Source organism: Aurantimonas sp. E1-2-R+4 (assembly GCF_036549515.1).
Classification (GTDB): Bacteria; Pseudomonadota; Alphaproteobacteria; order Rhizobiales; family Rhizobiaceae; genus Aurantimonas; species Aurantimonas coralicida_A.
On sequence record NZ_JAZHLK010000077.1, the window covers coordinates 1 to 8,988 of the forward strand.

6 protein-coding genes are annotated in these 8,988 nt (G+C 64.8%); 4 read left to right on the forward strand and 2 right to left on the reverse strand.

Going from position 1 to position 8,988, the window contains the following annotated elements; genetic code table 11:
* A partial coding sequence (locus VQ045_RS20435) for a methyl-accepting chemotaxis protein (protein WP_331831429.1) occupies window positions 1-1,256 on the reverse strand: 1,256 nt, incomplete at its 3' end.
* A 224-nt stretch (window positions 1,257-1,480) separates the two neighbouring features.
* Window positions 1,481-5,140, reverse strand: a complete 3,660-nt coding sequence (locus VQ045_RS20440) for a hydantoinase B/oxoprolinase family protein (protein ID WP_331831430.1) — start codon at window positions 5,138-5,140, stop codon at window positions 1,481-1,483.
* A gap of 122 nt (window positions 5,141-5,262) precedes the next feature.
* On the opposite strand from VQ045_RS20440, the gene VQ045_RS20445 reads away from it, so the two are divergent.
* From VQ045_RS20445 to VQ045_RS20460, 4 genes are all read left to right on the forward strand, one after another.
* Window positions 5,263-6,234, forward strand: a complete 972-nt coding sequence (locus VQ045_RS20445; protein ID WP_331831431.1) for a TRAP transporter substrate-binding protein — start codon at window positions 5,263-5,265, stop codon at window positions 6,232-6,234.
* 79 nt (window positions 6,235-6,313) lie between these two features.
* Complete coding sequence (locus VQ045_RS20450) at window positions 6,314-6,850, forward strand: TRAP transporter small permease (protein ID WP_331831432.1); 537 nt, start codon at window positions 6,314-6,316, stop codon at window positions 6,848-6,850.
* Complete coding sequence (locus VQ045_RS20455) at window positions 6,850-8,157, forward strand: TRAP transporter large permease (protein ID WP_331831433.1); 1,308 nt, start codon at window positions 6,850-6,852, stop codon at window positions 8,155-8,157. The genes VQ045_RS20450 and VQ045_RS20455 overlap by 1 nt, the downstream gene beginning before the upstream one ends.
* Window positions 8,158-8,159: 2 nt before the next feature.
* Window positions 8,160-8,705 carry a winged helix DNA-binding protein gene (locus VQ045_RS20460; protein WP_331831434.1) on the forward strand — a complete coding sequence of 182 codons (546 nt, stop codon included), beginning with the start codon at window positions 8,160-8,162 and terminating at the stop codon, window positions 8,703-8,705.
* Window positions 8,706-8,988: the final 283 nt, after the last annotated feature.

An 8,988-nucleotide genomic window follows, 5' to 3' on the forward strand; every position in this document is an offset into this window, starting at 1 on the left:
GCCTGGCCGACGATCTCGCCGCCCTTCTGGGCCTTGCCGCGGGCGGAACTCGCCGCCGTCTGCGCCTTGCCGGCGCCCTCGGCCGTCTCGTTCACCGCCGTCGTCACCTCGCCGAGCGCCGCCACCGTCTCTTCCAGGTTGGCCGCTTGCTGTTCGGTGCGCTGCGCCAAGTCGTTCGACGCCGTGTTGATCTCCTGCAGGCCCGAGCGGATCGAACCGATCGACGTCACCACATTGCCGATCGCATCTTCCAGCTTGCCGACGCTATCGTTGAACTTTGCCCGGATCGGCTCGAACTCGGCCGCCACCGGCTCGGCCATGCGCACCGTCAGGTCGCCCGCCGACAGCCGCTCGAAACCGACCTCGACCACACCGACGAAGGCGCGCAGATCCTCGGCCTTGGCGTTGTCCAGCGCCGCCTGACGTTGCTTCGCCTGCTCCTGGTCGATCCGCGCGGCCGCAGCCTCGCTCTCCAGACGCTCCCGCTCGATCACGGCGTGGCGCAGATGTTCCACCGAGGTCGCCATTTGGCCGATCTCGTCCTCGCGATCGAGCCCGACAACAGTCACATCGGTACGGCCATCGGCAACTGCGGCGATTGTTTTGGTCAGGCCTTTCAGCGGCGCGAACAAGCGTCCCGACATCCACAGCACGAAAAATCCGATGATGATCGCTGCACCCAGCGAAATCGCCGCCAGCTTGTATTGCAGCGAATCGATGGACGAGAAGAATTCCGCCTCGCGAATGCCGACATAGAGAATCCCGATGGTCTTGCCGGAAGCATCCTTGATCGGATCGTAGGCCGTAAAGAACGGCGTTCCGAGGATGTCGGCCCGGCCACGATAAGGCCGGCCATCGGCAAAGAGGGCATCATAGACCGGACCGCGCGCCAGCACCGTTCCGACAGCGCGGCTGCCGTCCGGCTTCTTGACGTTGGTGGTCACCCGCTTGTCGCCCATGAAGACGGTCGCCGTGCCGCCAACCAGCGCCTTGATCTTGTCGACCGATTCGGAGAAATCGTTGAGCTGCTGTTGGCCGACGTAAAAACTGTCGCCTTCCCGGCGGAAGGAGTCGCCATAGGCACCGAGAACCTCCCATGCCACCCGCATATTGCTCTCCTGGCGTTCCGCCGCTCGTCTCGCGCCGTCCTCGCGCAGGACAATGACGTTGGCGACGCCGAACAGGACCGTCAGCACGGCAAGGCAGGCCACGACCATGATGGAGACTTTGGCAGGTAAAGAGAGCCTACGGAGCATAAATTCGATCCTCGGGGGGCAGGCGCATTCTGACATATGCGGAGAGTGGCAGTTCAGGAATCGGCTCTCAATTCAAGACGAATCATTCGCTAATTGATTGATATTAAACCGTTATTCCTTGTTTATATCCGCACCATAAAACGTTAAAACTTAATACTTCACTTCCGCGCGGCCAATATTTGGTAAGCTGGGCAACGAATTTCGGCGAGCCCCCCGCGCGCCGGTCAGGCAGCCCCGTATCCCCCCGGCGTCGGGGTCGTGACGATCACCGCCTCGCCGGCTTCGAGTATGGTCTGGTCACAGCCTTGCAGCGTCTCGATACGGCCGTCGTTCCGCCGCACCTCGGTGCGGCCCATCTCGCCGTCGGCGCCGCCAGCGATGCCCCGTGGGGGCTGGGTCCGGTGCGAGGAGAGGATGGCGCAGTCCATCGTCTGAAGGAAGCGGATGGTGCGCCGTGTGCCATCGCCGCCGCGCCGTGCGCCGGCGCCGCCCGAGCCCGCGCGGATGTGAAAATCCTCCAGCACCACCGGATAGCGCATTTCGAGGATTTCCGGGTCGGTCAGGCGGGAATTGGTCATGTGGACATGGACGCCGGCGGTGCCAGCAAAACTCCGCCCGTCATTCATGTGGCCGGCCGGCGAGCCCGAGCAGATCGTCTCGTAATATTGGTAGCGATCGTCGCCGAAGGTCAGATTGTTCATCGTGCCTTCCGAGTTCGACAGCGCGCCGAACGCGCCGAACAAGGCGTTGGTGACGTGCTGCGATGTCTCGACATTGCCGGCGACGACAGCGGCCGGATAGCGTGGCTTGAGCATCGAGCCGTCCGGCACCACGATCCTCACCGGCCGCAGGCAACCGGCGTTCATCGGGATCGGTTTTTCCACCATCACCCGGAAGACATAAAGCACCGCCGCGCGGGTCACCGGCTCCGGCGCGTTGAAATTGTTGGCCATCATGTCCGACGTGCCGGTGAAGTCGACGGTTGCCTCGCGCGCGGCCTTGTCGACGCTGATCCTCACTTTGATCACTTGGCCGGAATCGGTCGGGTATTCGTAGGAACAATCGTCGAGCCCGTCGATCATCTGGCGCACGGCTTCCGCCGCGTTGTCCTGGACGAAGCCCATATAGGCCCGCGCGGTATCGAGGCCGAAGGTCTCGACCATCTTGCGCAGCTCCGCGACCCCCTTCTCGTTGGCGGCAATCTGCGCCTTCAAATCGGCGACGTTGTGATCGGGGTTGCGGGCCGGATAGGAATGGTCGGTCAGTACCCGCCGCAGTTCGTCCTCCTGGAACACCCCGCCATCGACGAGCTTCAGATTGTCGATGAGGACGCCTTCCTCGTCGACCCTGGTCGCCCGCGGCGTCATCGAGCCCGGCGCGATACCGCCGACATCGGCGTGATGGCCGCGCGAGGCGACGTAAAACAACAAGTCCTGGCCGAAATCATCGAACACCGGCGTGACTACCGTGATGTCCGGCAGATGCGTTCCGCCATTGTAGGGAGCATTGAGGGCGAAGACGTCGCCGGGCCGGATCGCGCCCTCGTTCTGGGCGATGATCGTTCCGACCGAGCGGTCCATCGAGCCGAGATGCACCGGCATATGCGGCGCGTTGGCGACCAACGCCCCGGTGGCGTCGAACACCGCGCAGGAAAAGTCGAGCCGCTCCTTGATGTTGACCGATGAAGCGGTGTTCTGCAGCGTCACCCCCATCTGTTCAGCGATCGACATGAAGAGATTATTGAAGACCTCCAGCAGCACCGGATCGGCACCCTCGCCCGTTTCGCCCGTGCCGAGCGCCGCATGGCGCGGTTTCTTCTCGGTCCGCGTCAGCATCACGTCGTTCCGCGCGGTGATCTCGGCCGACCAGCCGGGTTCGACGACGATGGTCTGGTTCGGCTCGACGATCAGCGCCGGCCCCTTGATCCGCGCGCCCGGCTTCAGATTCTCGCGGCGATAGAGGCCGGCCTCGCGTTCAGTGCCGCCGGTGAAGAAGTGCCCGACCTCGCCGGGTTCGGCGTCATAGCGCTCGGCCGCGCCAACATCTCCGTCTCCCGTGTCGTCGCGGTGTTCCGCGCCCTCGACCGAGACGTTCTCGACGACGATCGGACGGTTGTCGTAGACGAACCCGAATTGCGCCTTGTGCCCCGCCTCAAAGCCGGTCCTGGCAGCGGCGAGATCGCCGTCATAGGGAACGGGTAGCGTCGTGTCGGTGCCGTCATAGCGAAGCTGGAGAAGGATCGTGCGGTCGATGGCGTCTTGCGCGACGCCCTGGGCGCCGAGTTCCGCCGCGACCTGCGCCGACAATTCCTCGGCCAGCCCGTCGATCTCGGCTTTCGCGGCAGCTTCGAGCGGCGCCACCAGCGCCCGGCTCCTGGACGAGAACAGCGACGAAAGGCCGATCCCATAGGCCGACAACAGGCCGGACATCGGATGGATGAGCACCTTTTCCATCGCCAGCGCGTCGGCGACCAAACAGGCATGCTGGCCGCCGGCGCCGCCGAAGGAGTTGAGCAGATAGCGCGAGACGTCGTAGCCGCGCTGGACCGAAATTTTCTTGACGGCGTTGGCCATGTTCTCGACCGCGATGGTCAGGAAGCCTTCAGCCACCTGCCGGGGATCGCGCCCGTCGCCAATCCCGGCGGCGAGCGCTTCGAATTTCTCCGCGACAATGCCGGCGTCGAGCGGCTGATCCTGGCCGGGGCCGAACACGGCCGGAAACAATTCGGGCTTGAGTTTGCCGACCATGACATTGGCGTCGGTGACGGTGAGCGGCCCGCCCTTGCCATAGGCGGCGGGGCCGGGATTGGCGCCGGCCGAATCCGGACCGACCTGGAAGCGGCCCTGGTCGAGATGAAGGATCGAGCCGCCGCCCGCCGCGACGGTGTGGATGCGCATCATCGGCGCCCGGATGCGTACCCCGGCGACCTCCGAATCCAGCGCCCGTTCGTAGGCCCCGGCATAGTGGGTGACGTCGGTCGAGGTGCCGCCCATGTCGAAGCCGATGACCGCCGCGTGGCCGGAAAGTTTGGCGGTCTCGGCCATGCCGACGACGCCGCCGGCGGGACCCGAAAGGATCGCGTCCTTGCCCTGGAAGAGATCGGCGGCGGTGAGCCCGCCCGACGACATCATGAATTGCAGCGACGGCGCGCTCGCGTCGTCCACGTCGGCGCCGAGGGCCTTGGCTACCCGCGAGACGTAGCGCGACAGGATCGGCGTCAGATAGGCGTCGACCACCGTGGTGTCGCCGCGCCCGACGATCTTGACCAGCGGCGAGACCTCGTGGCTGACCGAGATCTGCGTGAAGCCCGCCGCCTCGGACAGTTGTTTGGCGCGCCGCTCGTGGTCCGGATAGTGCCAGGAATGCATGAAGACGATGGCGACGGCCTCGATGCCGTCGGCCCGCGCGCTGTCGAGCGCCGCGCGCACCGCCGCCTCGTCCAGCTCGCGCTCGACCGTGCCGTCGGAGAGTACCCGCTCCGGCGCTTCCGCGACGCGCTCGTAGATCTGCTCGGGCAGGATGATCTCCTTGGCGAAGATGTCCGGCCGCGCCTGATAGGCGATCCTGAGCGCGTCGCGAAAACCCTCGGTGATCAACAGCAGCGTGCGGTCGCCCTTGCGCTCCAGCAGCGCGTTGGTCGCGACGGTCGTGCCCATGCGCACCGTGCCGACCTGGTTTGAGGAGATGGCTTCACCCCCGTCGAGCCCGAGCAAATTGCGGATGCCTTCCAGCGCGGCGTCGTCATAGACGCCGGGATTGTCGGACAGGAGCTTCTTCGGGTGCAACCGGCCCTGCGGATCGCGGCCGATGACGTCCGTGAAGGTGCCGCCGCGGTCGATCCAGAAGTCCCACTTGCCGTTCTCGCCGTCTGGTGCTGCCTGCATTTTCGGCACTCCGCTTAAAATTTGATCCATATCGATAATTTATCGACATATTATCAGCGTGTTTGACGCAACGCAATTTTCGTGGAATTCTTCGATCGGACAACTGGGATGAGGAGACCCTGATGAAACACCTGCCGAACGCCGTTTTCTTTGCCGCCACGCTGGCCCTGCCCGCTTCCGCATTGGCCCAGACGGCCTGGGACATGCCGACTCCCTATGCCGAGGGGAACTTCCACGAGCAGAACATCGCGACCTTCGTCGCCGACGTGAACGAAAAGGCCGGCGAGGCAGTGGCGATCACGCTGCATCCGAACCAGTCGCTGATCAAGCATCCGGACATCAAGAACTCCGTCCGCGACGGCATCGTGCCGATCGGCGAGGTTCTGGTTTCGCGGCTGGAAAACGAGAACGCCATCTACGGCGCCGATGCCGTGCCGTTCCTGGCGACGAGCTACGAGGACGCCAAGCGCCTCTACGACGCGCAGAAGCCGATGATGGAAAAGGCGCTCGCCAAGGAAGGCCTGAAGCTCCTGTTCTCGGTGCCCTGGCCGCCGCAGGGCCTCTACACCAAGGATGAAGTGAACTCCGTCGCCGATCTCAGCGGCAAGACCTTCCGCGCCTACAACAAGTCGACCGAGGAGATCGCCAAGGGCGCCGGCATGGTGCCGACCCAGATCGAGGTCTCGGACATTCCCACCGCGTTCTCCACCGGCCGGGTCGAGGCGATGATGACCTCGCCGTCGACCGGCGTCGATTCCAAGGCCTGGGACTTCCTGTCGAACTATTACACCCTCAACGCCTGGCTGCCGCGCAACATGGTGATCGTCAACCAGGCGGCCTTCGACGCGCTTCCGGCCGAGGCACAGACCGCGATCACCGAAGCCGCCGCCGCCGCCGACACGCGCGGCTGGGAGGCCTCGAAACAGGAGACCGAAACTGCAACCCAGACGCTGAAGGACAACGGCATCAACGTGGTCGAGCCATCCGAGGAGTTGAACAGCGGCTTCAAGGAGATCGGCAAGACGATGACCGAGGCCTGGAAAGCGAGTGCCGGCGCCGAGGGCGAAGAGTTGCTGAAGGCCTACGGGCAGTAAATCAGCGCCATCTCCACGGGCGGCGATTTTCGACCGCCGCCCGATTCTTGCCTCCCCAAATCCCTTCCGAGGATCGTCAATGCGCCGGACCCTCGATACGCTCTATTCCGTGGCCGGCGCGCTCGCCGCGCTCTGCCTCGTCGCCATCGCGGTTCTCGTCGCGTTGCAGATCGGCGCCCGCCTCCTCGACTATGCTCTCGTTTTCACCGGCCTCACCCCGACCCGCTTCATCGTGCCATCGCTGGCCGAGATCGCCGGGTTCCTCCTGGCCGGCGCGACGTTTCTGGCCTTGGCCGACACGCTGGCGAAGAACGTCCATATCCGCGTCGACCTCGTCACCGCGCGGCTGCCCGACCGCCCGCGCCAGATCGTCGATGGTTGCGTGGCGCTCATCGGCGCCGGCATCGCCGGCTTCGGCACCTATGCGACCGGCGCGCTCGCCCTGAAAAGCCTCGAGTTCAACGATGTGTCCTACGGCATGATCGCAATTCCGTCGGCGCTGCCGCAGTCCGTGCTCACCCTCGGCCTTGCCGTCTTCACCATCGCGCTCATCGACGAGGCGATGCTCGCCTTTGCCGGGCAAGACCGCATCGCCGGCAGCGGGGGCGGGGTCTGATGGATCTCTTCGAAGTCTCCATCCTCTTACTTGTCGTTCTCTTCGGGGCCCTCGCCTCGGGGCTTTGGGTGGCGCTGGCGCTGGTGCTCACCGCGCTGGCCGCGCTGATGACCCGGCCGATCCTGCCCGACGCGCAGATTCTGGCCACCTCGATCTGGTCGGCCTCAATCTCCTGGGACCTGACCGCCCTGCCGATGTTCATCTGGATGGGCGAGATATTGTTCCGCTCGAAGCTGTCGGAGGACATGTTCGCCGGCCTGGCGCCGTTGATGCGCCGGCTGCCCGGCCGCCTGATTCACGTGAACGTCGTCGGCTGCGCGATCTTCGCCGCCGTCTCCGGCTCGTCCGCAGCGACCACTCAGACCATCGGCAAGATCTCGCTGCCGGAACTTAAAAGCCGCGGCTATGACGAAAAGATCGCCGTCGGCTCGCTGGCCGGCGCCGGTACGCTGGGGCTTTTGATCCCGCCCTCGATCATCCTCATCGTCTATGGCGCGGCGGTGGAGGAATCGATCGCCCGGCTGTTCATCGCCGGCATCGTGCCGGGCATCGTCCTCGGCCTGATGTTCATGGGCTATGTCGCGCTGGCAGCGACGCTGAAACCCTCGCTGATGCCGCCGGACGCCGACGTGATCGTCACCGAAAGCGCCTTTCGCTCGTTTCGCCGCATCCTGCCGACCATCCTGCTCATCGCCGGGGTCATCGGCTCGATCTATGGCGGCATCGCCTCGCCGACCGAGGCCGCCGTGATCGGCGTCGTGCTGGCGCTGGTCATCACGGCGGCGCAGGGCGCGCTGACCTGGCCGAGTTTCCGCGACGGGCTGATGGCCGCGACGCGGGTCTCGGCGATGATCGCCTTCATCCTTGCCGGCGCCGCCGTGGTGACGACGGCCATGGGCTTCACCGGCTTGCCGCGAGAGCTCGCCACCTGGATCGGCTCGCTGGAGCTGTCGCCCTTCGCGCTTCTCGCCGCGCTGACGCTGTTCTTCATGGTGCTCGGCTGTTTCCTCGACGGCATTTCGATGGTCGTCCTGACCACTTCGGTGATCATGCCGCTGGTCACCCAGGCCGGCTTCGACCTGGTCTGGTTCGGCATCTATCTCGTCATCGTCGTGGAAATGGCGCAGATCACCCCGCCGGTCGGCTTCAATCTCTTCGTCATCCAGGGCCTGACGGGGCAGAACATCTTCAAGATCGCGGCGGCGACGGCGCCGTTCTTCGGCCTCTTGGCGCTGATGGTCGTGCTGCTGGCGCTGTTTCCCGATCTCGCCTTGTTTCTGCCGCGCACGATGTTTTCGGGAGGCTGACAATGGCGACGAACGATCCGAAGGCACCCGCGACGGCCGCAGACGGCCTCGGTCCGATCGTCTCGGCGGCGCATCTAGCCGACGGCGCGCTGCCGGCGCTGTCGGAGGTCGAGTTCGGGCTGAATCTTGTCGGCCACGCCTTCGATCGCTGGATGATCCGCTGCATGACGGCGGCGGGCGAACCGGGCCTGACGGCGACCGAGGTCAATGTCCTGCACTCGGTCACCCATCGCGGCAGGGCTAAGCGCCTCGCCGACATCTGCCTCGTGCTGGGTATCGAGGACACGCATCTGGCCACCTACGCGATCAAGAAGCTCGAGGCCCGCGGCCTCGTCTCGCGCGAAAAATCCGGCAAGGAACGGCTGATCTCGGTGACGCCACGGGGGGAAGCCGCCTGCCGCCGCTACAAGGATCTGCGGGAACGCCTTCTCGTCGCCGGCGCCCAGGATCTGGGCATCTCGCCCGAGGCGATGTCGAGCGTCGCCCGGCTGATGCGCGTGCTGTCGGGGCATTATGACCAGGCGGCACGCACGGCCGCGAGCTTGTGAGGGAGGTGGGCGAATGGCCAGATTGGGGCCGAAAGGAGACTGGCAGCTCATAGATGTCAGATGACCTAAGCCGACATTCGCCGGGAAAAGATCTGCGATGGGTTCGGCCCAAACCCGAGCTTGAATGTCGATGCAGCGTAAGTCTGCTTTAAGGCGGAGGCGAACCTGCTTCCGTCTTAGTGTCGGTCCACAAAGAAGTTGAATGATATGAATCGTTTGTGATTCCATGCTGTTGATTTGATTCGACGAGGGCATGGAAGCGATGTGGACGAAAGCAAACCGC